This is a genomic window from Bradyrhizobium sp. BRP19 (assembly GCF_020194195.1).
Taxonomy (GTDB): domain Bacteria; phylum Pseudomonadota; class Alphaproteobacteria; order Rhizobiales; family Xanthobacteraceae; genus Bradyrhizobium; species Bradyrhizobium yuanmingense.
Window position 1 is genome coordinate 985,659 of record NZ_JADYVZ010000001.1, and the last position, 23,866, is coordinate 1,009,524.

The 23,866-nt window shown below is 65.6% G+C and carries 28 protein-coding genes; 19 read left to right on the top strand and 9 right to left on the bottom strand.

From position 1 onward, the window contains the following. Positions 1-36 precede the first annotated feature (36 nt). The 3 genes from I6F36_RS04845 (at position 37) to I6F36_RS04855 (ending at position 2,693) form a co-directional block, all read left to right on the top strand. On the top strand, positions 37-1,392 hold the full coding sequence (locus I6F36_RS04845) for a 3-carboxy-cis,cis-muconate cycloisomerase (protein WP_225132702.1): 1,356 nt from the start codon (positions 37-39) through the stop codon (positions 1,390-1,392). A 15-nt stretch (positions 1,393-1,407) separates the two neighbouring features. Next, positions 1,408-2,190 carry a 3-oxoadipate enol-lactonase gene (pcaD, locus tag I6F36_RS04850; protein WP_225124767.1) on the top strand — a complete coding sequence of 261 codons (783 nt, stop codon included), beginning with the start codon at positions 1,408-1,410 and terminating at the stop codon, positions 2,188-2,190. Positions 2,191-2,300: 110 nt separating this feature from the next. Further along, entirely contained in the window at positions 2,301-2,693 is a 393-nt protein-coding gene (locus I6F36_RS04855) for a carboxymuconolactone decarboxylase family protein (protein ID WP_057029703.1), read from the top strand. Here I6F36_RS04855 and I6F36_RS04860 read toward each other — a convergent pair. Both I6F36_RS04860 and I6F36_RS04865 read right to left on the bottom strand, forming a co-directional pair. Next, positions 2,655-3,194, bottom strand: coding sequence for a hypothetical protein (locus tag I6F36_RS04860; protein ID WP_225132703.1), 540 nt, complete (start codon positions 3,192-3,194; stop codon positions 2,655-2,657). The genes I6F36_RS04855 and I6F36_RS04860 overlap by 39 nt on opposite strands. Positions 3,195-3,495: 301 nt before the next feature. Then, a complete protein-coding gene (locus I6F36_RS04865; protein WP_192893160.1) occupies positions 3,496-3,657 on the bottom strand; it encodes a hypothetical protein in 162 nt (53 codons plus the stop codon). 264 nt (positions 3,658-3,921) lie between these two features. On the opposite strand from I6F36_RS04865, the gene I6F36_RS04870 reads away from it, so the two are divergent. The 5 genes from I6F36_RS04870 to I6F36_RS04890 all read left to right on the top strand — a co-directional run bounded on the left by I6F36_RS04870 (position 3,922) and on the right by I6F36_RS04890 (position 8,997). Beyond that, a complete protein-coding gene (locus tag I6F36_RS04870) occupies positions 3,922-4,839 on the top strand; it encodes a branched-chain amino acid ABC transporter permease (RefSeq protein WP_036043577.1) in 918 nt (305 codons plus the stop codon). Positions 4,840-4,844: 5 nt separating this feature from the next. Further along, positions 4,845-6,164: a high-affinity branched-chain amino acid ABC transporter permease LivM gene (livM, locus tag I6F36_RS04875; protein ID WP_057029506.1), complete on the top strand. Its 1,320-nt coding sequence runs from the start codon at positions 4,845-4,847 to the stop codon at positions 6,162-6,164. After that, a complete protein-coding gene (locus I6F36_RS04880; protein WP_036012867.1) occupies positions 6,161-6,994 on the top strand; it encodes an ABC transporter ATP-binding protein in 834 nt (277 codons plus the stop codon). The genes livM and I6F36_RS04880 overlap by 4 nt, the downstream gene beginning before the upstream one ends. Continuing rightward, positions 6,991-7,728 (top strand): ABC transporter ATP-binding protein, encoded by a 738-nt coding sequence (locus tag I6F36_RS04885; protein ID WP_025037253.1) that lies wholly within the window; start codon positions 6,991-6,993, stop codon positions 7,726-7,728. Before I6F36_RS04880 ends, I6F36_RS04885 begins: the two co-directional genes overlap by 4 nt. A 150-nt stretch (positions 7,729-7,878) precedes the next feature. Next, positions 7,879-8,997 (top strand): branched-chain amino acid ABC transporter substrate-binding protein, encoded by a 1,119-nt coding sequence (locus tag I6F36_RS04890; RefSeq protein ID WP_036012868.1) that lies wholly within the window; start codon positions 7,879-7,881, stop codon positions 8,995-8,997. Between the two features lie 94 nt (positions 8,998-9,091). Here I6F36_RS04890 and I6F36_RS04895 read toward each other — a convergent pair whose 3' ends face one another. After that, positions 9,092-9,478: a response regulator gene (locus I6F36_RS04895; protein ID WP_109143252.1), complete on the bottom strand. Its 387-nt coding sequence runs from the start codon at positions 9,476-9,478 to the stop codon at positions 9,092-9,094. Between the two features lie 233 nt (positions 9,479-9,711). On the opposite strand from I6F36_RS04895, the gene I6F36_RS04900 reads away from it, so the two are divergent. The 3 genes from I6F36_RS04900 to I6F36_RS04910 are packed head-to-tail and all read left to right on the top strand — an operon-like array spanning position 9,712 to position 13,840. Beyond that, on the top strand, positions 9,712-12,525 hold the full coding sequence (locus I6F36_RS04900; RefSeq protein ID WP_225132704.1) for a PAS domain S-box protein: 2,814 nt from the start codon (positions 9,712-9,714) through the stop codon (positions 12,523-12,525). Between the two features lie 55 nt (positions 12,526-12,580). Continuing rightward, positions 12,581-13,579 carry a P1 family peptidase gene (locus I6F36_RS04905; protein ID WP_036043568.1) on the top strand — a complete coding sequence of 333 codons (999 nt, stop codon included), beginning with the start codon at positions 12,581-12,583 and terminating at the stop codon, positions 13,577-13,579. Between the two features lie 48 nt (positions 13,580-13,627). After that, entirely contained in the window at positions 13,628-13,840 is a 213-nt protein-coding gene (locus I6F36_RS04910; protein WP_036027804.1) for a KTSC domain-containing protein, read from the top strand. Positions 13,841-13,853: 13 nt separating this feature from the next. Here I6F36_RS04910 and I6F36_RS04915 read toward each other — a convergent pair whose 3' ends face one another. Beyond that, complete coding sequence (locus tag I6F36_RS04915; protein WP_225132705.1) at positions 13,854-14,606, bottom strand: EF-hand domain-containing protein; 753 nt, start codon at positions 14,604-14,606, stop codon at positions 13,854-13,856. A gap of 255 nt (positions 14,607-14,861) precedes the next feature. On the opposite strand from I6F36_RS04915, the gene rpe reads away from it, so the two are divergent. The 5 genes from rpe (at position 14,862) to I6F36_RS04940 (ending at position 16,835) form a co-directional block, all read left to right on the top strand. After that, positions 14,862-15,563 carry a ribulose-phosphate 3-epimerase gene (rpe, locus tag I6F36_RS04920; protein ID WP_225132706.1) on the top strand — a complete coding sequence of 234 codons (702 nt, stop codon included), beginning with the start codon at positions 14,862-14,864 and terminating at the stop codon, positions 15,561-15,563. 47 nt (positions 15,564-15,610) lie between these two features. Then, positions 15,611-16,210, top strand: a complete 600-nt coding sequence (locus I6F36_RS04925; RefSeq protein WP_109143247.1) for a hypothetical protein — start codon at positions 15,611-15,613, stop codon at positions 16,208-16,210. A gap of 90 nt (positions 16,211-16,300) precedes the next feature. Next, positions 16,301-16,441: a hypothetical protein gene (locus I6F36_RS04930; RefSeq protein ID WP_225132707.1), complete on the top strand. Its 141-nt coding sequence runs from the start codon at positions 16,301-16,303 to the stop codon at positions 16,439-16,441. Between the two features lie 4 nt (positions 16,442-16,445). Next, the gene (locus tag I6F36_RS04935) at positions 16,446-16,625 is read left to right on the top strand and encodes a hypothetical protein (protein ID WP_225132708.1); all 180 of its coding nucleotides are present in this window, start codon (positions 16,446-16,448) and stop codon (positions 16,623-16,625) included. A 21-nt stretch (positions 16,626-16,646) separates the two neighbouring features. Then, the gene (locus tag I6F36_RS04940) at positions 16,647-16,835 is read left to right on the top strand and encodes a hypothetical protein (protein WP_225132709.1); all 189 of its coding nucleotides are present in this window, start codon (positions 16,647-16,649) and stop codon (positions 16,833-16,835) included. A gap of 27 nt (positions 16,836-16,862) precedes the next feature. On the opposite strand, the gene I6F36_RS04945 is transcribed toward I6F36_RS04940, so the two are convergent. The 5 genes from I6F36_RS04945 to I6F36_RS04965 all read right to left on the bottom strand — a co-directional run bounded on the left by I6F36_RS04945 (position 16,863) and on the right by I6F36_RS04965 (position 21,210). Next, positions 16,863-18,296: a bifunctional serine/threonine-protein kinase/universal stress protein gene (locus I6F36_RS04945; protein ID WP_225132710.1), complete on the bottom strand. Its 1,434-nt coding sequence runs from the start codon at positions 18,294-18,296 to the stop codon at positions 16,863-16,865. Between the two features lie 3 nt (positions 18,297-18,299). Beyond that, positions 18,300-19,040, bottom strand: coding sequence for a metallophosphoesterase family protein (locus I6F36_RS04950; protein WP_225132711.1), 741 nt, complete (start codon positions 19,038-19,040; stop codon positions 18,300-18,302). A gap of 118 nt (positions 19,041-19,158) precedes the next feature. Then, positions 19,159-19,764, bottom strand: a complete 606-nt coding sequence (locus I6F36_RS04955) for a hypothetical protein (protein ID WP_036027815.1) — start codon at positions 19,762-19,764, stop codon at positions 19,159-19,161. After that, positions 19,757-20,443, bottom strand: a complete 687-nt coding sequence (locus I6F36_RS04960) for a hypothetical protein (protein WP_036012886.1) — start codon at positions 20,441-20,443, stop codon at positions 19,757-19,759. Before I6F36_RS04960 ends, I6F36_RS04955 begins: the two co-directional genes overlap by 8 nt. Further along, entirely contained in the window at positions 20,440-21,210 is a 771-nt protein-coding gene (locus I6F36_RS04965) for a MotA/TolQ/ExbB proton channel family protein (protein WP_225114377.1), read from the bottom strand. Before I6F36_RS04965 ends, I6F36_RS04960 begins: the two co-directional genes overlap by 4 nt. Before the next feature lie 198 nt (positions 21,211-21,408). Here I6F36_RS04965 and I6F36_RS04970 point away from each other — a divergent pair, with 198 nt between their 5' ends. From I6F36_RS04970 to I6F36_RS04980, 3 genes are all read left to right on the top strand, one after another. Further along, positions 21,409-22,779, top strand: a complete 1,371-nt coding sequence (locus I6F36_RS04970; protein ID WP_225132712.1) for a sensor histidine kinase — start codon at positions 21,409-21,411, stop codon at positions 22,777-22,779. A 7-nt stretch (positions 22,780-22,786) separates the two neighbouring features. Next, positions 22,787-23,440, top strand: coding sequence for a response regulator transcription factor (locus tag I6F36_RS04975; protein WP_036012892.1), 654 nt, complete (start codon positions 22,787-22,789; stop codon positions 23,438-23,440). A 110-nt stretch (positions 23,441-23,550) separates the two neighbouring features. Further along, complete coding sequence (locus I6F36_RS04980) at positions 23,551-23,856, top strand: hypothetical protein (RefSeq protein ID WP_074448241.1); 306 nt, start codon at positions 23,551-23,553, stop codon at positions 23,854-23,856. The last annotated feature ends 10 nt before the right edge of the window (positions 23,857-23,866 follow it).

A 23,866-nucleotide genomic window follows, 5' to 3' on the forward strand; every position in this document is an offset into this window, starting at 1 on the left:
GCACGGCCGGGCCATGATGATTAGGTCGCGCGCAACATGAGCACATCCCTCTCCCCCCTGCTCGCACCGATGCTGTCGAGCGCCGCCATGCGCGTGGTCTGCGACGATCGGTCGACCTTGCAGAACATGCTCGATTTCGAGGCAGCCTTGGCACGGGCCGAGGCGGCCACCGCCGTGATTCCCGCATCCGCCATCGGACCAATCGAGGCGGCGTGCAAGGCCGATGGCTTCGACATGGCCGCACTGGCCGAGGCCGCGACGCGGTCGGGCAATCTCGCGATTCCCCTGGTCAAGATGCTAACCGCCAATGTCGGCAAGAATGACGCGGAGGCCGCGCGCTACGTGCATTGGGGCGCGACCAGCCAGGACGTCATCGACACCGCGACCATGCTGATGCTGCGCGCCGGCATCGCGGCGCTGGATGCCGACCTCAGCCGTGCCATCAGGGGCTTTGCCGCGATGGCGCGCAGCCATCGCAACACCGCGATGGTGGCGCGGACCTGGCTCCAGCATGCGCTGCCGATGCCGTTCGGGCTGAAGACCGCCGAATACGCCTCGAGCCTTGCCCGCGCCCGCTGCCGCCTGCGGCGGCTCTCCCGCGAGGGCCTCGCGCTGCAATTCGGCGGCGCCGCCGGCACGCTCGCTGCGCTCGGCGATAACGGGCTCGCGGTGGCCGAACGGCTGGCGCAGGAGCTCGACCTGCCGCTGCCCGAGGCGCCCTGGCATACCCATCGCGACCGCATCGCCGAGGCCGCATCCTGCTTTGCCATTCTCGCCGGCAGCTGCGGCAAGATCGCGCGCGACGTCTCGCTGCTGATGCAGACCGACGTCGCCGAAGCGTTCGAGCCCGCCGGCGAAGGCCGCGGCGGCTCCTCGACCATGCCGCACAAGCGCAACCCGGTCGCCGCCGCAAGCGCGCTGGGCGCTGCCACCATGGCCCCGCAGCTCGCCGCGACGATCTTCGCCGCCCAGGTGCAGGACCACGAACGCAGTGCCGGTCCCTGGCACGCGGAATGGCCGACGCTGCCGCAATTGATGCTGGTTACATCAGGCGCGCTAGCTGCCGTCGTCGACATCGCCGAGGGTCTCGAGATCGATGCAGCGCGCATGCTCCGCAATCTCGATGCGACGCATGGCTTGATCATGGCCGAGGCCGTCACCTTCGCGCTCGCCGAAGCCATCGGCAAGAGCAACGCGCATCATCTCGTCGAGGCCGCGAGCAAGCGTGCCGTCGCCGAGAAGAAGCATCTGCGCGAGGTGCTGTCGGCCGATTCGCAAGTCATCGCGCACCTTTCGCCGGAAAAAATTGCGGCATTGTTCGAGCCGATGGCCTATCAAGGGGCGTCACAGGCGCTGATCGACCGGCTGCTCGACAACCTCGATCAAGATTAAGAACGGAGACGCCGCATGCCCATGATCGATGCCGACGGATGCCTGCTCAACGTCTCCGTCGAGGGCCGCGACGGCGGGCCGACCTTGATGCTGTCGAACTCGCTCGGCTGCACGCTGCAGATGTGGGAGCCGCAGATGAAGGCGCTGACGCAGGTGTTCCGTGTCATCCGCTACGATCGCCGCGGCCACGGCAAGTCGAACGTCCCGCCTGGCCCCTACACGATGGAGCGGTTCGGCCGCGACGTGCTCGCGATCCTCGACGACCTCAACATCGAGAAGGTGCATTGGTGCGGCCTGTCGATGGGCGGCATGGTCGGGCAATGGCTCGGCGCCAATGCGCCCGAACGGTTTGGCAAGCTGATCCTCGCCAACACGTCCTGCTACTATCCCGATCCAACAAACTGGCACAACCGCATCAAGGCGGTAAAGGAGGGAGGCATCGCCGCGGTCGCGGATGCCGTGATCGCGGGCTGGCTCACCCAGGATTTCCGCGAGCGCGAGCCTGCGATCACCGCGAAGATGAAGTCGATGCTGCTCGCCTCGCCTGTCGAGGGCTATCTCGCCTGCTGCGAGGCGCTGTCGACGCTCGACCAGCGCGCGCTGCTGCCGAAAATCAAGAGCCCGACGCTGGTGATCGCCGGCCGCCACGACGTGGCGACGCCGATCTCGGCGGCCGAATTGATCCGCTCCAGCATTCCCGGCGCCAGCATGACGATCATCGACGCCGCGCACATTTCGAACGTCGAGCAGCCGCATGCGTTCACGGATGCGGTGGTGGGGTTCCTGACGCAGCGCTAGCAACAACCGTCATTGCGAGGAGCGTAGCGACGAAGCAATCCAGTCCGTCTCCGCGGACACATGTCTGGATTGCTTCGCTGCGCTCGCAATGACGAAAGAGGAGGAACAGAATGGACGACCAGAAGCGCCGCGATGCCGGCATGAATGTGCGCCGCAAGGTGCTGGGCAATGCCTGGGTCGACAAGTCGATCGCGAACCGCAATGCCTTCAACACCGACTTCCAGGACCTGATCACCCGCTACGCCTGGGGCGAGATCTGGACGCGGCCGCATTTCGACGAGCGCACGCGGCGGGTGCTGGTGATCGGCACCATGGTCGCGCTCGGGCAATGGGACGAATTCCGCCTGCACGTGCGTGCGGCACTGGCCGAGGGCGGCTTCACGCCCGATGACATCAAGGAGATCCTGCTGCAGCAGGCGATCTATTGCGGCGTGCCGGCGGCGAACCACGCCGTCAAGGAAGCCTCAGCGATTGTGCAGGAGCTCGGCCTGCTCGAGACCTAGAGGCTGAATATTCGGCGGCGCGGTGACATCGGCGGTCTTTGGCGCTGCCTCCGGCTTCTCGATCACGAGCACGACGGCGGCACCGAGCAGCATCAGGAGCTCGGTGGCGTGGAGCCGAAGCGCGGCCATCTCGCCGACCTTCGAGGCCATCACCATGCTGGCAAAGGAGATCAGGCTGCCGATCGCCAGCGCAATCCCGAGCGCCTCGTCACTGCCGCCGCCCTTACGGGTGCGGGGAATACAGAGCAGCACGAGGTAGATTGCAAAGAACGCCACCACGGTCAGCCTTCCGAGCGCCAGCAGCCAGGCGGCACGCACCGTGTCCATGCCCGCCATCTGCAGATGGTCGCTCAGGTACAGCGCCACCGCGACGCTCGGCCGCTCGTAGAGGCCGCGCACGGGCGCGACGATGATGCTGAAGGCTATGAGGCTCCAGACGGGAATGAAATAGGCCGCCAGCAGCGCGCCGTTGACCGAGCCGATCCGCCAATTCCTAAACATGCCGCTTCCCGCCTGGTTTGCCGAGCCTTCGATGGAAGGCGGCGGCCATGCCGGAGCTAACTCGCATCAGACTGTGGCGGCAATTTAAACCCTTTGTTTACCTTAACTGCCCGCCCGCTTTCGTCATTCCGGGGCGGCTCGCAGGAGCCGAACTATGGTGCGCAATTGCGCATCTGAGAATCTCGAGATTCCGGGCCTGCTGCTGACGCACCATCCCGGAATGACGGGCAAACGATTGCCCCAAGAAAAAAGGCCCCGCCTTCCGGCGGGGCCTCTCCTCACTCCTGGGCTCCCAAACTCGCTATTCCTGGTCGCGCTGGCCGCCCTGCTGCTGGCCCGGGCGATCGCCCTGGCGCGGGTCCTGCTGCTGCTGTCCGGGTTTCTGGCCACCACCCTGCTGCGGATTGCGCTGGCCGGGATTCTGATTCTGCTGACCCGGATTCTGGTTCTGCTGCTTCGTCATTCGGGGAAACTCCCTTGTTGGACGTCAGAGGGGAGACAACGGCCGGCATCCACTTTGGTTGCCTCGGGAACCGGGTTCCTCGCAGGACCTCAGGGAACCCGGCGCCGAAATGATTCTCTGTACAAGCCTTAAGGTGGAGACCGGGCCAGTTGCAGCCGCCAGTTCCCTCCTGTTACAAAACCCAAACGCTCAAGGGCTGCCGGGGCCCAAGAACTCTCTGCAAGAGCTCCCTTTGAGCCGCGTCAAGTTTGGGTACGGCAGCTTATGGATTATTTCGCCCAGCAGCTCATCAACGGCCTCGTGCTCGGCTCGATCTACGGCCTGATCGCGATCGGCTACACGATGGTCTACGGCATCGTCGGCATGATCAACTTCGCCCATGGCGACGTCTTCATGATCGGCGGCTTCATCGCCCTCATCACCTTCCTGATCCTGATCTCGCTCGGCCTCACGGCCATTCCCCTGATCCTGCTCGTGGTGCTGCTGGTCTCGATGGCGATCACGGCGCTCTATGGCTGGACCATCGAGCGCATCGCCTACCGGCCGCTGCGCCATTCCTTCCGCCTCGCCCCGATGCTGTCGGCCATCGGCATGTCGTTCGTTCTGACGAATTATTCCCAAGTGGCGCAAGGCGCCCGCGTCAAGCCGATCCCACCCTTCATCACCGGCGGCCACACGCTGCATGAGAGCCCGGACGGGTTCGTGATCCAGCTCTCCAACATCCAGATCATGGTGGTCATCACCACCATCGTGCTGCTGGCGATCTTCACCTGGCTGGTGTCAAGCACCCGGCTCGGGCGCGACATGCGCGCCTGCGAGCAGGATCAGACCATGGCGGCGCTGCTCGGCGTCAACGTCGACCGCACCATCTCCATGACCTTCGTGATCGGCGCGGCGCTCGCCGCCGTCGCGGGCCTGATGTACCTGCTCTATTACGGCCTGGTCGACTTCTTCATGGGCTTCGTCGCCGGGATCAAGGCCTTCACCGCCGCGGTGCTCGGCGGCATCGGCTCGCTGCCCGGCGCCATGCTCGGCGGCCTTGCGATCGGCCTGATCGAGACGTTCTGGTCGGCCTATTTCTCGGTCGAGTACAAGGACGTCGCGGCGTTCTCGATCCTGATCGTCGTGCTGATCTTCATGCCGACCGGCCTGCTCGGCCGTCCCGAAGTCGAAAAAGTCTGACGCGCGTGACAGCTCCCTCGACCCACACGACCAAACCTGCAACGGGCATCGCCGCCCTCCTGAAGACCGCCGTCGTCAACGCCCTCATCGCGCTGGTGCTGTTCTCGCTGATGGTCGGCATCCGCACCGAGGCGGGCTCCGACGGCCAGCTCACCTATTGGACGCGATTCGGCGAGCTCGCCTCCCTCGTTGCCGCGGTGTTCGGCGGCTCGATCGTGATCGAGCTGCTCAGGCAATGGATCGGCCCGGCCGGCACCGAGAGGCTGGTGCCGCCAGCGTTGCAGAAGGGCGTGTCGCTGGTCGGCCGCTACCTTGCGCCCGCGCTGCTGATCTTCACGCTGCTGGTGCCCGTGATCTTCTATAACCAGCGCTACATCCTCGACCTCGCCATTCTCGTGCTCACTTATGTGATGCTCGGCTGGGGCCTCAACGTCGTGGTCGGGCTCGCCGGCCTGCTCGATCTCGGCTACGTCGCGTTCTATGCCGTCGGCGCCTATTCCTACGCGCTGCTCGCCACCAATTTCGGCTGGTCGTTCTGGATTTGCCTGCCGCTCGCCGGCATCCTCGCTGCATTCTGGGGCGTGCTGCTCGGGTTCCCCGTGCTGCGCCTGCGCGGCGACTACCTCGCCATCGTGACGCTCGCCTTCGGCGAGATCATCCGCCTCGTCCTGATCAACTGGCAGGATCTGACCGGGGGACCGAACGGCGTGTCAGGTATTCCGCGTCCGACCCTGTTCGGCATTCCGCTGAGCAACACTGACGATGGGCTGGCCAACAAGCTCGGCATCGAGTACTCGGCGACCCACCGTATCGTCTTCCTGTTCTATCTGATCCTGGCGCTGGCGCTGCTCACCAATTGGGCGACGATCCGCCTGCGCCGGCTGCCGATCGGGCGTGCCTGGGAAGCCTTGCGCGAGGACGAGGTCGCCTGCCGCGCGCTCGGCATCAACACCACGACGACCAAGCTCACGGCATTTGCGACCGGCGCCATGTTCGGCGGCTTCGCCGGTGCGTTCTTCGCCACCCGCCAGGGCTTCATCAGCCCGGAATCCTTTACCTTCCAGGAATCGGCGCTGGTGCTCGCCATCGTCGTGCTCGGCGGCATGGGCTCGCAGCTGGGCGTCGCGCTCGCCGCGCTGGCGATGATCGGCGGCTTCGAGCTGTTCCGCGGCCTCGAGACCTATCGTATGCTGGTGTTCGGCTGGGCCATGGTGCTGATCATGATCTGGCGGCCACGCGGCCTGGTCGGCCATCGCGCGCCGACCGTTTATCTGAAGAAGGCGCAGGCCATCTCCTCCGACCTCGTCAAGGAAGGACACGGATGAGCGGCGACAAGATCCTCAGCGTCGACCGGCTGACCATGCGCTTCGGCGGCATCGTCGCCGTGCAGGATCTCTCGTTCGCCGCCGAGCGGAAGAAGATCACCGCGCTGATCGGGCCGAACGGCGCCGGCAAGACCACGGTGTTCAACTGCATCACCGGCTTCTACAAGCCGACCGGCGGCGCCATCCGCCTCACCCACGATGACGGCAAGGAAATCGCGCTCCAGCGGCTCAACGACTTCCGTATCGCCAAGCAGGCTAAGGTCGCGCGCACGTTCCAGAACATCCGCCTGTTTCCCGGGATGACGGTGCTCGAAAACCTGATGGTGGCGCAGCACAATATGCTGATGCGCGCCTCGGGCTTCACCTTGCTCGGCCTTGTCGGCGCGCCCGCCTATCGCGACGCAGAAAAGCGCGCGATTGATCTCGCCTCCGACTGGCTGAAGCGGGTCAACCTGCTGGACCGCGCCGACGACGCGGCCGGCAATCTCGCCTATGGCGATCAGCGCCGCCTCGAGATCGCGCGCGCGATGTGCACCGAGCCCGCACTGCTGTGCCTCGACGAACCGGCTGCCGGCCTCAACGCGCGAGAGAGCGCCGCGTTGAACGAGCTCCTGCTTTCGATCCGCAACGACCTGGGAACGTCGATCCTCCTGATCGAGCATGACATGTCGGTGGTGATGGAGATCTCCGACCACATCGTGGTGATGGATCACGGGGTGAAGATCGCACAAGGCACGCCGCGCGAGGTGCGCGACGATCCCAAGGTGATCGCCGCCTATCTCGGCGCCGACGAGGAAGAGGCCATGGCCGTCATGGAGAGCGGATCGTGACGGCGGCATCCCCCCTGCTCGCGATCCGGGGCCTGCGCGCGGCCTACGGCAAGATCGAGGCCTTGAAGGGCGTCGACGTCGACATCAATTCCGGCGAGATCGTGGCGCTGATCGGCGCCAACGGCGCCGGCAAGTCGACGCTGATGATGACGATCTTCGGCAAGCCGCGCGCCCGCGCCGGGCAGATCCTGTACGAGGGCAAGGACATCACGGCCGTCCCGACCCACGAGATCGCCCATTTGCGCATCGCGCAGTCGCCCGAAGGCCGCCGCATCTTCCCGCGCATGAGCGTCGCCGAGAACCTCCAGATGGGGGCCGACGTCACCGAGAGCACGCCGGCGGAACGGGAGAGCACACTCGAGCGCGTGTTCGCCCTGTTTCCCCGCCTGAAGGAACGTTTCGCCCAGCGCGGCGGAACCCTGTCCGGCGGCGAGCAGCAGATGCTGGCCATCGGCCGCGCCTTGATGAGCCGCCCTCGCCTGCTTCTGCTCGATGAACCCTCGCTGGGGCTCGCCCCGCTCATCGCGCGGCAGATTTTCGACGCCATCCGCACACTGAACCGGCAGGACGGCCTGACCGTGCTGATCGTCGAGCAGAACGCCAACCACGCCCTCAAGCTGGCGCATCGCGGCTATGTCATGGTCAACGGCCTGATCACGCTGGCCGGCAGCGGCGCCGAATTGCTGCAGCGCCCCGAAATCCGCGCCGCTTATCTGGAAGGCGGCCGGCACTGACCGGCCCCGCCTGCGCGAGAATGCGGCTAGATATCTTGGCGTATGCCCGTATTTTGCCGGTGACTTCTCCTCGAATTCATTCAAGAATGGCGCCGGTTTGAACCGGGCATGCCCGGCAACTTCCACAGGCGACCACCCGCGAGGTATCTCATGAAATCACTGAAGCTCATCGGTCTGGCATTCGGCGCATCGCTCGCGCTATCGAGCGCGGCATTCGCGCAGGATGTCACCGTCGCAGTCGCAGGCCCGATGACCGGCGGCGAGTCCGCCTTCGGCCGCCAGATGAAGAACGGCGCCGAGATGGCCGTCGCCGACATCAACGCCGCCGGTGGCGTCAACGGCAAGAAGCTCGCGCTCAACGCCGAGGACGACGCCTGCGATCCGAAACAGGCCCGCTCGATCGCGGAAAAGATCGCCGGCGCCAAGATCCCGTTCGTCGCCGGCCATTTCTGCTCGTCGTCTTCGATTCCGGCCTCTGAAGCCTATGCGGACGGCAACGTCCTGCAAATCACCCCGGCTTCGACCAACCCGCTCTTCACCGAGCGCAAGCTGTGGAACGTGGCGCGAGTCTGCGGCCGCGACGACCAGCAGGGCCTGATCGCCGCGCAGTACATCGCCAAGAACTACAAGGGCAAGAACATCGCGATCCTCAACGACAAGACCACTTACGGCAAGGGTCTTGCCGACGAGACCAAGAAGGCGCTCAACAAGGCCGGCATCACCGAGAAGATGTACGAATCCTACAACAAGGGCGACAAGGACTTCAACGCGATCGTCTCGCGCCTGAAGAAGGACAATGTCGAGCTCGTCTATGTCGGCGGTTACCATCAGGAAGCCGGCCTCATCCTCCGCCAGATGCGCGATCAGGGCATGAAGACGGTGCTGATGTCGGGCGACGCGCTCGCCGACAAGGAGTACGCCTCCATCACCGGTCCCGCCGGCGAAGGCACGCTGTTCACCTTCGGTCCCGACCCGCGCAACAAGCCGACCGCGAAGAAGATCGTCGAGGCGTTCAAGGCCAAGGGCATCGATCCGGAAGGCTATACGCTCTATACCTACGCTGCGCTGCAGGTCTGGACGCAGGCGGTCAAGAAGGCCGGCACCACCGACGCCAAGAAGGTCATGGAGACCATCAAGGCCGGCAAGTGGGACACGGTGCTCGGCCCGATCGAAATTGACGCCAAGGGCGACCTCAAGCAGATCGACTATGTCGTCTACAAGTGGGACGCCAAGGGCAATTACGCCGAGCTCGGCGCCAAGGGCTCTTGATCCAGAATGCTCTTCGGGGATCCCGATCAGCGATCCCCCGAAGGCTCTCGCCATCGCGACCACGCCCCGGCTTGCCGGGGCGTTCTTTTGCCGGTCAGACCGCGGCCGAAATCTCGCCGCCGGCCGCGGCCTGGGCCTTCCGCAGGGCCTGCAGCAGATCGTTCGGCCGAAACGGCTTTTGCAGGCCGACCACGTTGGCGAGGTGGGGCGATTGGTCCATGAAATCGAGTGCCGTCATCCCGGATACCGCAATCACCGGCAGCGCCGGCGCGCGTTCGCGCAAGGCGGTGATGACGTCGACGCCGCTGGTATCACCGAGGAAGATGTCCACAATCGCCGCGTCAAAGCGGCTTTCCGCAAAGGCCTTCAGCCCCGCCGCGCCGCTTTCGGCCTCCACGACCTCGAAATGGTTGACCCGAAGCACGATCGCCACCATCGCGCGGACGTCCTTCTGGTCGTCGATGATGAGAACGCGGGGCATGGGCAAACTCCCGATCTCGAAATCAAAATCGCCTGTTTCAAGCCTGGAACCGGCCGCAGCGGCAGGGCATTATGACACCGCCCAGTAAAGTGCCCCTTACCAATCCCTGTTCCGTGCTCTCACCGAAATTAGGTAAGCTGTAACCCTCGGTTGAGTCGTAAACCGGTTCCGTGACCACCTGCGCCCAGAACCCGCTACGATGAACGGACTGCCGGCGAATGAGACTAGCGGAGATGCTCAAGCCCATCGACTCGCGCGAAATGGACGTGCCTGCACCGATCGACCGAAGCACATTTCTGTCGACCCTGCCGGCCACGTCGGCCGACCGCACTGCAGCATTGACGATTGTCGGTCTGTCCTCGCTCCTGTTCGCCGCAGCCGTGCCCTTCGCCGGTACCCCGCTCCTGCCGGTGCCAGCCTTCGTCGCCAGCTATCAATCCGCGCTGGCCGTGAGCGACATCGTCACGGCAGTGCTGCTGCTGTCGCAATTTGCGATCCTGCGCACCCGCGCGCTGCTGTGGCTCGCCAGCGGCTATCTCTTCACCGCCGCGGCGGCGCTGGTTCATGCCCTCACCTTCCCAGGGCTGTTCACCCCGACCGGACTCCTGGGCGCGGGCCGACAGACCACGGTGTGGCTCTACATGATCTGGCACGCCGGCTTTCCGCTCTGCGTGATGGCATATGCCTGGCTGAAGGAGAAAGACGGTGGGCCCCGGATCCGCGGCGCGGTAAGCACCGCGATTTATGCCTGCGGGCTCGGCGTCGTCGCCGCGATGGCGGTCTTCGCCTGGATCGTCACCGCGCAGCACGATCTGTTGCCGGTCCTGTTGAGCGAGGGCCGCTACACGGCGACCATGATCGGCGTCGTGTCCTTCGTGTGGTCGCTGAGCTTTGCCGCGCTGGTCTCGCTCTGGTTCCGCAGGCCGCATACGGTAATCGACATCTGGCTCATGGTGGTCATGTGCGCCTGGCTGTTCGACATCGCCCTGTCGGCGATCGTCAACGTCGCGCGCTTCGATCTCGGATTCTATGCCGGCCGGCTCTACGGCCTCGCCGCGGCGACCTTCGTGCTCGCGGTGCTTCTGATCGAGAATGTCCGCCTCCAGGCGCATACAGTGGGCCTCGTCGGAAAGCTGCGCCAGCAATCGGCCTCGCAACGCGACTATTTCGGCAAGCGCCTCGCGCTGTACGGCGCCGTGGTCGAATCCTCCAATGACGCGATCATCACCAAGTCGCTCGACGGCATCATCACCAGCTGGAACAAGGCCGCCGAAAACCTATTCGGCTACTCCGCCGCCGAGGCCGTCGGCAAGCCGATCGACATCATCGTGCCGCCGGATCGCAAGGGCGAGATCAGAAGCACCCTCAACCAGATCGCCAGCAATGAATCGATCGCCCAGCACGAGACGGTCCGAATCCGCAAAGACGGCCGCCCGCTCGACGTCGTCCTGAACGTCTCGCCGCTGCGGACCGACGATGGAGAGATCATCGGCGCTTCCAAGATCGCCCATGACATCACGGAAGAAAAGCAGGCTAGAGAGAAGCTGCGCCGCGAGACCGAGGAACGCCAGCGGATTTTCGAGACATCGCAGGACCTGATCCTGGTCACCGACGGCTACGGCAATTTCGTCCAGGTCAGCCCGAGCGTGCAGAACATTCTCGGCTACAGCCCCGAGGACATGGTCGGGCACAGCGCGATCGAGTTCATCCATCCCGACGATCTCGAGAAGACGCGGAGCGAGATGCGCGCGGCCCGTCGCGGCGCGGTCAAGCGCAGCTTCGAGGCGCGCTACTACCATTACGACGGTCACGAGGTCACGCTGAACTGGATGGGCACCTGGTCCGAGCCGGTGAAACGCCACTTCTTCATCGGCCGCGACCTCACCGACAAGCAGGCCGCCGAAGCCCAGCTCCGGCAGGTCCAGAAAATGGACTCGATCGGCCAATTGACCGGCGGCGTCGCCCACGACTTCAACAACGTGCTGACCGTGATCACGGGCACGATCGGCATTCTCAGCGACGCGGTCGCCGACCGGCCCGATCTTGCCGCGATCACCAAGCTGATCGACGACGCCGCCGAGCGCGGCGCGCAGCTGACCAAGCACCTGCTCGCCTTCGCCCGCAAGCAGCCGCTGCAGCCGCGCGAGATCGACGTCAACGCACTGGCGCTCGAAGCCGCCAAGCTCTTGCATCCGACGCTCGGCGAGCAGATCACCATCATGCCGCAGCTCACCGAGGATGCCTGGCCGACACTGGTCGACCCGGGCCAGCTCTCCACCGCGATCCTCAATCTCGCGCTGAACGCGCGCGACGCCATGCCCGAGGGCGGCACCCTGGTGCTGGAGACCCGCAACATCTTCCTCGACGACGGCTATGCCAGCATGAACCCCGACGTCGTTGCCGGCAATTACGTCATGATCGCGGTCAGCGACACCGGCACCGGAATTCCTGCCGAGCTGATCGACCGGGTGTTCGATCCCTTCTTCACGACCAAGGAGGTTGGCAAGGGCACTGGCCTCGGCCTCAGCATGGTGTTTGGCTTCGTCAAGCAATCGGGCGGGCACATCAAGATCTACAGTGAGGAAGGCCACGGCACGAGCGTGAAGATCTACCTGCCGCGCTCGACCGGTGTGCAGGAGACCGAGTTCGAATCGCTCCAGAATGCGCCAATCACCGGCGGTAACGAGAAGATCCTGATCGTCGAGGACGATGCCTTGGTGCGGCAGTATGTCGTGACGCAGGTCAAGAGCCTCGGCTATACCGCGCTCGAGGCCGCCAACGGCGCCGAGGCGCTCAATATCATCGACAGCGACGAGACCATCGACCTGCTGTTCACCGACATCATCATGCCCGGCAACATGAATGGCCGCCAGCTGGCCGACGAAGCCCACAAGCGCCGCCCCGACCTGAAGACGCTGTTCACCTCGGGCTACACCGAGAACGCCATCGTCCATCACGGCCGGCTCGATTCCGGCGTGCTGCTGCTGGCCAAGCCCTACCGCAAGTCCGAGCTCGCCAAGATGCTGAGGACCGCGCTCGCCGGTTGAGCCTGCGGCATTGCTGCGCTATCGCAGATCGTGAATTCTCAAACACGAGGCCGCCTTGAAGAACCTTCTCACCGATATCGCCGGCGTCCGGGTCGGCCACGCCGAAGATCCGAAAGTCGGTTCCGGTGCGACCGCGATCATCTTCGATTCTCCTGCGATCGCCGCGATCGACGTGCGCGGCGGCGGCCCCGGCACGCGCGAGGATGCACTGCTCGATCTCGCCAACACGGTCGAGCGCGTCGACGCCATCGCGCTGTCGGGCGGCTCGGCCTTCGGCCTCGACACCGGCGGCGGCGTGCAGGCCTGGCTCGCCGAGCAGGGCCGCGGCCACCGGGTTCGCGAAGCGCTGATCCCGATCGTGCCGGGGGCGATCCTGTTCGACCTGCTCAATGGCGGCGACAAGGCCTGGGGACGCTTCTCGCCGTATCGCGACCTCGGCTATGCCGCGGCGACTGCCGCCACCAGCGCGGATTTCGCGCTTGGCAGCGCCGGCGCCGGTTTCGGCGCCACCACCGCGACGTTCAAGGGCGGGCTTGGCTCGGCATCGGCCGTGACGCCGAGCGGAATCAAGGTCGCGGCGATCGTCGCCGTCAACGCCGTGGGCAGCGTCACCGTCGGCAATGGCCCGTGGTTCTGGGCGGCGCCGTTCGAGGTGGACGGCGAATTCGGTGGACGCGGCCTGCCGGACAAGTTCACCGAGGACATGCTCCGCATGCGCATCAAGGGCGGTCCTGCCGCGAGCGCGCGCGAGAACACCACCATCGGCGCCGTCGTGACCAACGCGGTGCTGACCAAGCCCCAGGCCAAGCGGCTGGCGATGATCGCGCATACCGGCTTCGCCCGCGCGATCTATCCGGTGCATGCGCCGACCGACGGCGACGTGCTGTTCGCCGCCGCCACCTGCGAAACGCCGATCGAGCCGCTGGTTGGCCTCACCGAGCTCGGCACGATCGCCGCCAACGTGGTCGCCCGCGCGATCGCCCGCGGCGTCTACAGCGCGACGGCCCTACCGTTTCCGGGCGCGCAGGCGGCTTGGAAGGACCGGTTCGGCTAGAAACGAAACCGTCACCCAAGCGTTACCCGGCGGACAAGGTGTGCGGCCATGCCCTCTTCCGTGATCCGCTTTTTTCGCTATGCGCCAGAGAGACGCGAACTGAAGGTGACGTTCGTCAGCGGGCGCCTCTATGTCTATGAGGATGTTCCGCCCGAGATCGCTGCTGCGTTCAGGGATGCGCGCGCAAAAGGAACGTTCTTCAATCGCGAGATCCGCGACCGCTATGCCTGTCGTGACATCACGCACGAACTTGCCGGGTAACTTCGGGACGCGCTCACACGCTGATCGACATCGATGAAGCTGCTGATCCCGCAGTGGCCTGCGCCTGGCGCTGCATCATCTGCCCGAACCAATCATAAGGCGAATTGCCGCCACTTTTCGCATTCGACGAGCTGGCGGCGCCCGGCACCGTGGTCGACATCTTGAAGCCGTCGGCATAGGTGACGGTGGTGGTGGTCGAGCCGTCGGCATTGGTCGTCGTGGTCGACGTCGAGCCGCGGCTGGATTGCGACGAGGAATCCGAGCCATCGTCCGCGCCTTCCGCGTGATCACGGCCGTGACCGCCCCTCAGCGCCTTCGTCATCTCGCCGAGATTGACGCTGCCATCCGCATTCGCGTCCATCTTCGAGAACACGTCGTCGGCCTGGGCCAGGTTGGTGCCGCCCGCGCCGAGCGCGTCCTCGAACTCGGACTTGGTGATCTTGCCGTCGGCGTCAGCGTCGATCTGCGAGAACAGATCCTTCAGCGCAGCCTCCCGGCCCTTCGACGACGAGGATGTGCCGTTGGCCGACTGGCCCTGCGCCGCGAACAGCGCATTCATCGTCTCCGCCGAGATCTGCGGATATTTACCTGCATTGACCGACGAGGTCGCGCCGGTCGTGCTGCTGCTGCCGCTGTCGATTGCGAACGGATTGGTCGGCGCGCTCTGCGAGGAGCCGGTCTTGTGCGCCGCCGACGACGATTTCGCGTTTGTCAGCGACTGGATCGCGTCGAGCGCGCTCGATACCGCACCAAGGGCGAACAACATTGCACAACTCCAACAGGATGCGGCATGCCGCGACCAATGTTCTGCGGCTGAACTCAGCAAGCGCCGTGCCATCGCGAAAAGCTCAACGAATTCCGCATCCGTCGGGTCGTGCAGGCCGCGGGAACATCGGCAATTCATGCCGCCGGCGGCAGAAATTTCCGCCCACAGGAAGGGCGCCCCTCCTGCATTGCCCGCCACAAGAGCCCATGTTAGGCGAGGCCATTCGTCGTCCGTCCGCCCCCGGGAAAACGCGCCATGACCCAAGCTTTCGCCCCCCGCCCCCTGGCCATCGCGCCCTCGATCCTGGCCTCGGATTTCTCGAAGCTCGGCGAGGAGGTGCGCAGCGTCGACGCCGCCGGCGCCGACTGGATCCATCTCGACGTGATGGACGGGCACTTCGTTCCGAACATCTCCTACGGCCCTGACGTCATCAGGGCGATGCGCCCGCACACCAAGAAGATCTTCGACGCGCATCTGATGATCTCGCCCTGCGATCCCTATCTCGAGGCCTTCGCGAAGGCCGGCTGCGACCACGTCACCGTGCACGCGGAGGCAGGTCCCCATTTGCACCGCTCGCTCCAGGCGATCCGCGCGCTCGGCAAGAAGGCCGGCGTCTCGCTCAATCCGGCGACGCCGATCAGCGCGCTCGAATACGTCCTCGACCTCGTCGACCTCGTGCTGGTGATGTCGGTCAATCCCGGCTTCGGCGGCCAGGCCTTCATCCCCTCCGCGATCAACAAGATCCGGGACATCCGCGCGATGGTTGCGGGCCGCCCGATCGATATCGAGGTCGACGGCGGCGTCGGCCCCGATGTTGTGGGTGCGCTCGCCGCAGCCGGCGCCAACGCTTTCGTCGCGGGCACCTCGGTGTTCAAAGGCGGCACGCAGGAGGCCTACAAGACCAACATCGCCGCGATCCGCAACGCGGCACTTGGGGCACGCGGCGAGGCGATCTGAGACCATCGCTATCCGAACCGGAGCCGCGGCCGCTACGACCAAGTGGAATGGATAAACTCCGCGCCACTCCGTTTACTGCCGGCCTGCTTCGTCTTCTCGCCGAGTCCCTTCATGATGGAGAGCAAGTGGTCTGGCAGGGGCAGCCCGACGCCATCGCCAACGCGACAATGTGGCGATTTCTCTGGTGGATCGGATTTCCCTGGTTGTTGCTGACCGTCATCGCCGTCAGCAACGATTGGATCGACCAAGCGACCCAACCTCTGGCAATGATTGGAGTTGGGATGATTGCAGCTCCGTTCGTGATGCTGCTGCAAGACCTGCAGACGCTTTATGTGATCACCGACCGCCGCGCGCTGATCGTGCGCACGGCCTGGAGCAGACGCAGCGTGACCGCTACTTCGTTCGACGCCATGGATGAAGTGTTCGAAATCCTCGACATCGGCGGCGGCGTCGGCCACCTGAACTTTGCGTCAGGGCGCTCGACCCGTTCGCCCGATACCGACTACACCGGGCGCTATGGGTTTCGCTGTGTTCGAGACGCAAGGCGCATCCGGGATATCCTCGATCATGCGCGCACCGGCAAAGTACGTCGGTCGCACGCGGGAAGAACTGCGGCTTCCACGGGTTCTGCAAGGCGCAAAGCTTAAAATTGTAGCCTTGGTCCGTACTCATCCGGACTTCCCTGATTCGCGCAAATCACTGCAAGTGATTCCTGCCTGTTTTCGCGGGAGCACATCATGACGACGACCCTGGTTTGGACTGGCGTGGCGTTGTGGATTGGTTTCAGTGCGTTTGTGGTGTTCGGTCCCTCGGCCGGACCGGTCGAGGCCCCGGCACGTCCGGCCCGCAGCATCCGCCGCGACCGCACCAGAGGCTGACGTCATGCAGATCGCACTCGTGAGGCGTCAGCCGAAGCGCCGGTGCCGGATTCCACGGCGCCCGCATCCGAGCCTCGATTATTTCTTCGGCCGCCTCGAGCGCGGCGATGGCACGCTGGACGACGATGCCGGGCTCGACAATTCGGACCTCGACCGTTCGCTTGGCTCGCCGCGCCGACACTAAGACCTCTTTTCCGGACCACCCATGAAACCGCATTGCCCGAACTGCCTGAAGGAAATGACCAAGGCGTCCGCGTCGCGTAACCTGTTCAATTGCGAGCCCTGCCGCGAGATCATCCAGTATTTCGGCGGCAGCGCCGATCACGGCGAGCCGGGACCGCAATTCTCCTGGCCGATCCGCCGCAAGCGCGCGCTTGCCGTCCACGCGGCCTGATCCGGCCCGCAAATCGCCCCGGCCGGCCTAACCTTCGCCGGCCTCCGGCCCGCCGCCGTCCCCCGCCAATCGCGGCGGCCGCACCACGGTGACGGTGCAGCTCGCCTCCGAGGCCACCTTGGCCGACACGCTGCCGAGCAGCATGCGCCGGAACGAGCTCTGTCGCGCGCCGATGATGACGTGGTCGACCTGGTTGGCCTTGGCAAACTCCAGGATCGCGGCGGCGGGATCGACCGCCTCCAGCACATGAGCCGACAGCCGGCTCTCGTCCAGCTTGAGCGGCGTTGCCCAATGCCTGAGCGCGACCAGACGATCGATATGCTTGTTGGAGCCCTGCTCGTCCAACGTCCGATCGATCGCAATCCGGTTCAGCTTGAGCACGTTGACGCAGGCAAGCCGCGCCGAGGGCAAAGTGGCGAGGATGCGCTCGGTGGTCACGCGCAGCGCCTCGTTCAGCTCCGGAGCGCCCTCCGCCGTGTCGAGCGCAACGGCGAGGATCGGGCTCGATGCGATCTGGGCTGCGACATCCGATTTCGCGCGCGGCGCCATGACACCCTGGTTGAAGCGCCGGCGCCAGGCGATGCCGAGGGAATCGCGCTTCACCCGCTCCGAGCGCGCGGTGAGCTTGACCTGGTCCGGATAAGCGAGATCGAAGGCAAGCTGGGCCGCGGTCGGATAGCGCCACACCGGCTCGATCTCCAGACAGCGCAACACCACCTCCTGAAGCCAGGGCGGATAATCCGCACGAAGCTTCCGCGGCGGATGCGGATCGCGCCACAGCCGGCGCCGCATCGCCCGCAGCGTCTCGCCCTCGCCGAACGGCCGCTCGCCGGTGGTGAAGAAATAGAGCAGCACGCCGAGCGAAAACACATCGCTGCGCGGATCGTCGCGCACCCCGAGCAGCCGCTCGGGTGCCATATAGGGCGCGGTGCCGTAAGGCAGGCGGAATTCCTCCTGCAACAGGTCCGGCAGGTGGTTGTGATGCGACAGGCCGTAGTCGATCAGCACCGCTTCGCCGCTCTCGCGGAACATGATGCTGCTCGGCTTGATGTCGTGGTGGATCACGTTCTGCCGGTGCAGATCCGCAAGCGCCGTGGCGATCCTGGCGACGAGCTGCCGCGCCTCGTTATAGGGCAGCGGCAGGTCGGGGAGCCGCTTGTACAGCGTGGCACCTGGAATGCGCTCGATCACGACATAGGCTTGGCGGGCGAAATCACCGGTGCCGAAGCAGGCCGGCACGTGCGGCCCCGCCAGCCGCGGCAGGATCATCATCTCCATCTCGAAGGAGACGATCGCGGCGGCGTCCTCGCCCTCCGACACCCGCGGGATCTTCATCAGCAAGGGCACGTCGATGCCGGGATGGGTGACGGTCCACAGCGTCGCCATGCCGCCGGCATGAACGCATTCGCCGATCGTAAAACCGTCGATCTCCGCGCCCGACTTGACCAGGGGTTTGGGCATCCGTCAGCGCCCCTGCAACAAGCGGTCGGCAAGCCAAGGCGGCAGACCGTTGTCGCGGATCCTGCTCGCTGCGGTCTCGACGTCATAGGGCGCGCGGCAATAGGTGATCTGGCACGACTCGGTGTCGAACAGCACGAAGGCCGCCGACGGATCGCCGTCGCGGGGCTGGCCGACCGAGCCGAGCACGGCGAGCCATTGCCGTCCGCGCAGGAGCTGCACGGGGACGTCGGTCTTCGGCACGAAGCTCGTCATCTTCGCCGTGACCGACATCGAATAGAGCGCCGGCCTGTGGATGTGGCCGCAAAAGGTGACGTGGGCCCGTGTCGCAATCAGGCTCTTGGCGGCGTCCACGGTCGAGCGGACATAGTGCCAGCGCTGGGGATGCGAGGCTTCCGCATGCACGAACAGGCGGCCATCGTCCTCCACCTGCATCGGCAATTCGGCCAGAAACCGCCGCTGCGCCGCGTCGAGGCGGCCGCGGGTCCATTCGATCGCGATCTGCGCCTCGGCGTTCATCGTCTCGGCCGTGGAATTGATCGCCTGGTCATGATTGCCGCGCACCGCGACGGCGCCCTGCGCGACCAGCTCCATCGCGGTGTCCACCACCCATTCCGGATCGGCGCCATAGCCGACGAAGTCGCCGAGCAGGACGATGCCCTCCGCGCCCTTCGCACGCGCGATCTTCAGGCAGGCCTCGAACGCCTGCCTGTTGCCATGGATATCCGAGAAGACAGCGAGAAGCACGCACCCTCCACCCCTCAGATTCTTATTCGGGGCCGATGAGGCCAAATTGAGGGAGGTCAACAGGATGCGCCAGCACTGGGCCGTTTGCCAGCGCTGCTCTGCGGTGATGGTGATGGGCCTATTGCTCGTCCTTGGGCGGCATCCGGGGCGGCGGAATCGGCGTGAACACCGCGTCCTGGGCACCGGCCGGCGGCGCAGTGAACTCGCCGGTCGAGGAATCGCCGCCGCTGGTCTCCAGGATGGTCTTCGGCGTCACATATTCTCGAACCAGGTCGATCAGGCTGCCGTCGCCGCCGCCGAAATCCGCCGCGCGCCCTCCTTGCGGATGTCCGGCCGCGATCTCGTTCTCGGCGGCGTGGGTCTTGTCGGCCAGCCGGTCATTGTACGGCACACGAAAAGCGCGCGGGATGCCGCTCGGGCGATTGTCCTCGTCCAGCGCCTCGACCCAGAGATAGATCGAGCCGGGATCGCCCTCAAGCGAATGCGGCTCGACGATGCGGGCCTTCAGCAGCTTGAAGGTGGTCGGCAGCCGCTCTGTGCTGGCCCAACCGAGCAGGCCGCGCATTTCGGTGAAGCTGACGATGTAGAAGGTGCTGGTCACGACCACGGCGACCGCCTTCAGCGACCAGTGCAGCCGCGCATAGACCAGAACGACCAGCAGCAGCGCGCCGATGACGGCATACGCGACCGATAGCGTCAGGATGACCGTTTGCAGGTTACTCACGGCGTACCCTCGTAGCGTTCCTGCTCACACCGGTCCTGGCATCGAGATCGCCGCCGTTGCGCCAACTGCTGCGGAACGTCTCCAACAGCGATTTCGGCCGCTGATCGACATCGACGACCTTGCCTTCCGCATCGATCCGGAATCGGACCGCGGTCTTCTCGTCGCCGGTGTGGTCGAGCGTGAACTTGTTGTCGAAGATCACCTGCGCGGTCGGATTGAGCTTCTGCACCTTCACACCGGCCGTCACAGGCTCGCCGGTGGTGGCGACGAAATGCGAGACGTTCACGACGTACTCGCCGGCGAGGATGCCACGCACGGTGACGATCTCCTCGCGGATCGGCGAGGCGATCTTCTTGCCGTTGACGATGATGAAATTGTTGGCCCCGCCGCGGTCGTCGCGGTCGAGCGTGAGGAAGCCGGCCTCGCGGTGGCGATACCAGGCGATGTTGCCGGCGGGATCCTGCACGAACAGGTCGAGATCGTCGGGGTGGTTGTCCGGCCAGTCCAGCGTGATCATGAACTCCGCCTTGGAATCGATCTTGCCGTCCTTGGCGTCGGGGGAGACCGCCAGCAGCGCCAGGAAGAACAGGAAGGCGATCACCTGGAGCGCCTTGAACAGCATCACGCCCAGCGGGTCGAACGGCTCCTCGCGCGGATAGAGACCGAAATCATCCATCATGACGGCGTTCCCGAACCCTTGCGCTCCAGCACCGGCGTCACATAGGTCTCGGTCAGCACCACCGCGTCCGAGAACACCCGCTGGGTCGCGGCGTCGAGCATGTAGTACTGGATGCGGATCAGGATCGAGCCGACAAGGCCGGCCAGCGTCGTGTACATCGCGATCGCCATGCCGTCGCTCATCAAGCCCATCGAGGAGCGCATCGCGACCTTGTCGGCGGCGTCCAGCCCCGCGATCGGCGCCAGCATGATGATGAAGCCGATGATGGTGCCGAGCAGACCGAGCTTCATCAGCGTATCGGAGACGAAGGCGCCGAACCCGTTGGAGCCGCGCAAGCGATCGGCGAGATTACGTAGCAGCAGCGTCTGGTCGACCGGCCGGTAGTCCTGCGCCGCGGCCTTGATCACCAGGCTTTCGATGTGGTCGCGCACCAGACCGCGCGGCAGCGCCACGGCGCTCGCATCGAGCGCCTTGCTGCCGCCCGCTGCCGACAGCACCGCGCGGCAGCGCCGCGTCGCCGCCCCTTCCCGCGCGATGGCCCGGGTCCGCAGGAAGCAGTGGCCGCAGGTGAGGACGTAGAGCGCCGCGATCACCGCTGAAATGTAGGTGCGGTCCGAGGTCAGCATCAGGTGAATCAGGCCGAAGCGCCACAGCAGCACGACAGCGAAGATCGACAGCCCGGTGAAGATCATCCAGAACAGCAGCGCGCTGCGCTCGGATGGATCGGCAGCCTGGCTTGCGATTGGTCCAATCGTCATCGAACTCATGCTGCACCGCTCCTGGCTTGCAGGCGCCGGCCTGCAACGTGTCCTCACCGATTAGATCAAAGCCGCCGTTTCAGGTCCAAAGACCCATGCCCAATCCGGCTTGGGAAATTTGCCCGAGCTGCAATCCCTAGCGTTCTGCGATTGGCAAGGCACGGCGGCGTTGTTAGGCTGACCTTAGCAAACGTCGGGGGTGATCGCATGCGCCTCGTGCTTCAGCTTGTAGCCCGCCTGCTTCTAATCGTAGCGCTGTGCCTGGGAGCCGCGACCGTATGGGCCACGTTCGATGCCTATCGCAGCGTCGATCGGGCGACGGCGGCGTCGGCGCAGCGGGTCGCGCAGGCGCTTCAGGCGCTGTATTGGCGCGAGCTGTTGTTGCGCAGCAGCAGGGCGCGCGAGCATCTCCTGCCGGTTCCGGAGTGGCGCACGCTGGAGACGATGAAGCTGATCTCGCCCGGCGTCTGCGTCGAGTTCCAGCCCGCGGCGGCCTTCGAGAAGCCGCTCTGCGGCCAGAGCGAGGGGCTGGGCAAGACGCCGCCGCGCTGGTTCGCCGCCATCGTGCCGAGCTTCCTCGGCAGCCACGCCGAGGTGGTGCGGCCCGTCAGTCCCCGCGCCGCAGCCGCCGGCGCCGTCGTTGCGACGCCCCATGCGGCCGCCGCGATCGCGCTCGCCTGGGACTACGTCCTCAACGTCATCGACGTCGCGCTGCTGATGGCGGCGGCGATCGCCCTGCTTGCTTCGCTCGCCATCGCGCACGCGCTGGCGCCGGCGCGCGCGATCGTCACCGCGCTTCAGCGCATGGCGCGCGGCCAATATCGCACCAGGCTGCCGCGCTTCCGCTCGATGGAGCTGGCGATGATCGGCAGCGCCGTCGGCGAGCTCGGCGGCCGGCTGGAGGAAGCGACCGAGCAGCGCGCCGCGCTGACGCGCCGCCTGATCGAGATCCGCGACGACGAGCGCCGCGCGCTCGCCCGCGAGCTGCACGACGAGTTCGGGCAGAATCTGTCCGCCATTCTCGCCTTCGCCAACACGATAGAGACGGCGAGCACGAAGCGGCACAAGGATGATTGGATCGCGCAAGACGCGCGCATGATCTCGCAGGCGACGCACCATCTGATGGCCTCGCTGCGCGACGCGCTGAACCGGCTGCGCAATCCGCTGCCGGAGGAGCTCGGGCTCGAGGCGAGCCTGGTCAATCTCGTCGACAGCTGGCGCTCGCACAGCGCCGCGCGGCCGGCGATCCAGCTCGATCTCAGGGGCGACCTCACCGACATCAGCGGCCCGGCCGCCACAACCGCCTATCGAGTCGCACAGGAATGCCTGACCAACGCGCTGCGCCACAGTGCAGCGCGCGAGATCTCGCTCCGCGTCGAGCGGCGCGCCGGCGAGGACGATGCGCTGCTGATCCGCGTCGAGGACGACGGCGGCGGCGATGCGGAGCGTGTCGCGCAATCGGCCGGCTTCGGCCTCACCGGAATCCGCGAGCGCGTCACGGCCGCCGGCGGATCGCTGTCGATCCTGCCCGCGAACCGCGGCCTCAGCATCGCCGCCACCATTCCGCTCGCTGCATGAGGCCGGAATGAACGAGGTGGCGGCAACAGGCATCTCCGTGCTGCTGGTCGACGACCATCCGATCGTGCGGCAAGGCTATCGGCGCGTGCTGGAGAGCCAGGGCGATTTGCATGTCGTGGCGGAAGCCGACAACGCCGCCGACGCCTACGGCGCGTTCAAGGCGCATGACCCCGACGTGGTGGTGCTCGACATTTCGATGCCCGGCGCGAGCGGGCTGGAGGCGATCCGCAACATCCGCGCCCGCAGCCCGCGTGCGCGCATTCTCGTCTTCACCATGCACAATGAGGCCGTGCTGGTGAAGTCGGCCTTTGGCGCTGGCGCCTCCGGCTTCGTCACCAAAAGCAGCGAGCCGTCCGCGGTCGTGAATGCCATCCGCAGCGTCGCCCGCGGCGAGCGCGCCATGAGCGATGACATCGCGCATGTGCTGGCGGAGGACAGCCTGTCCCCGACCGGCTCGGTGCTGGACCAGCTGGGCGAGCGCGAGATCGAGATCTTGCGCCAGTTCGCCGGCGGCGCCACCACCGAAGAGATCGCGGCGCATCTCAATCTCAGCGTCAAGACCGTGCAGAACTATCACTACCTGATCAAGTCGAAGACCGGCGCGCGCACCGATGCGCAGCTGGTGCGGCTCGCCGCGACCTGCGGGCTGACGAGGATCTAGCAGCAAAGCTGCCGCACAGCCTCATCCCTCGCGATCCTCAATCTGCCGAACGAAATTGGAACGGTTCCGATCCGGCTCCGGTTAGTACGGCAGACAAGGAGTAAAGGGTCATGAGTAAGGGTCACCCCAAAGCAGTCGACCATCCCCCCATCATCACAGTAGGCGAGCTCATCGACGAACTTTGCCGCCTGCCGGACACCGCCATCGTCCACTTTCGCTGTCCGATGTTCGATCAGGAGCTGACATTCTACCGGCTTCGAAGGCGGTCGAAGGACGCCGTCGAAATCGCGGTCAACGCTTATCCGGATAGTCCGCCGGTCGTGCCATCGTCCGATCCTGCCTTCCACACGCGCAGACATTCGGCATCCGCACCCTTGCCCCGCGACGGCGCCGCTCTCCAGAAAACGCGAGGTTGATTGACAGCAC